We start from the raw sequence: 1,337 nt of genomic DNA, 5'->3' as shown, positions 1-1,337 counted from the left end.
TTTGATTATCAGCGATTACAACAGATTTTGCTGACGTTTAGGTGGGGGATTTTGGGGTGGCCACAAGTGGGGGAGTTTGGGTGGCCATCCGGGATAACAGGAAACTTTAGTAACAGGAATAATCCCCTGTTGCTTAAGCTGTTCAATGAGTTTATCTGCGTCATAAGCTCTATCCATCAATGCATATGTAGCCCGTACACCTTCAATAAGAGTATAGGCTTGGGTTACGTCGGCTGCTTGTCCACCTGTGAGGATGAAATTCAACGGATTGCCGAGAGCATCGCACATTACGTGAATTTTTGTTGTAAAGCCGCCTTTCGAGCGCCCAAGAGCCTGATCCGGAGGATCACTAAGGCGTTTCTGTGGGGCTCCAGCCGCGCAAGCATGTGCACGTACTATAGTACCGTCAATCATAATACATTCCATATCTGGATCATCGGAAAAATGGGAATGCATGGCATCCCAAATACCTTTATCCCCCCATCTAATGAAACGTTTGTATACACTGTTCCACTTGCCTCTCTCTGGTGGCAGTAATCGCCATTGCGCACCACTACGAAGGATCCAAAGGACTGCTTCAATAAACTTTCGGCAGGATTCTTCCGCGCCTATATAGATCGTTTTTAGGGTTTTAAGAAATACCCAAATTTTATGCCAAATAAGATCCGTAAGATTTGCGTTTCCCATGAGTTATCCCTCCGGATGGCTAATATTAAGGAAGGCAAATTATGGATACTTCAACAAATGTCAACAGAACGTAAGCTTTCTGAGGGCATACTTCTTGGCCGATGTTATGATCAAGCCCGAAAATTCTCTTCATTGGGTATTGGATATCGCTTTCCGGGAAGATGAGAGCAGGATACGGAAAGGCTTCGGGCCAGAGAACTTTGCGGCAATTCGGCATATTGCTTTAAATCTGCTCAAAGAAAATAAAAGTTTTAAAGGAAGCATCAAGTCAAAAAGATTAAATGCAGCAATGGATACGCAGTATTTGGAGGACGTGATGTTTGCATGACTGGGGTAGGTTAACACCAGGAGCATAGGCAACTCAGAAGTTTTACATGCGTTAGCCCTGTTTATTTTCCCAGGGCTATCGCATGTAAAAAATTGTAAAGGTAGGCTAAGCCTTGCCTAAAATTTCAAAGGCAAATGGATATATTGTCAAAAATTGTAACCATTTGATAATAAAAGAGATATTTGCACTAGATTTTTTCTATTACATAGTGTATCTATATAGGCAAGAAAAATAGGGAGTTGCCAATGCATGACAAATCAATAGATAAATTTTTTGCAAAAATAGAAGACCATCGACATCATAACAAATGCCATAAACTAAT

Annotated in this window: 1 protein-coding gene and 1 pseudogene; one reads left to right on the top strand and one right to left on the bottom strand. The window is 41.6% G+C overall.

What is annotated here, in order from left to right; translation table 11 throughout:
• Positions 1-15 precede the first annotated feature (15 nt).
• The gene (locus tag B147_RS28080) at positions 16-687 is read right to left on the bottom strand and encodes an IS5 family transposase (RefSeq protein WP_020587110.1); all 672 of its coding nucleotides are present in this window, start codon (positions 685-687) and stop codon (positions 16-18) included.
• A gap of 118 nt (positions 688-805) precedes the next feature.
• Between B147_RS28080 and B147_RS0110220 the strand changes: the two are divergent.
• Positions 806-1,015: pseudogene (locus B147_RS0110220) on the top strand (transposase); the annotation flags it as partial.
• Positions 1,016-1,337 lie beyond the last annotated feature (322 nt).

The sequence above is a fragment of the Desulfobacter curvatus DSM 3379 genome (genome assembly GCF_000373985.1).
In the GTDB taxonomy this organism is placed as follows: domain Bacteria; phylum Desulfobacterota; class Desulfobacteria; order Desulfobacterales; family Desulfobacteraceae; genus Desulfobacter; species Desulfobacter curvatus.
This window is presented reverse-complemented; position numbering and strand designations above follow the sequence as displayed.

Bases quoted from the DNA above. Each gene is read 5' to 3' on its own strand.
- B147_RS28080 (WP_020587110.1), bottom strand. From the start codon at position 687: ATGGGAAACGCAAATCTTACGGATCTTATTTGGCATAAAATTTGGGTA.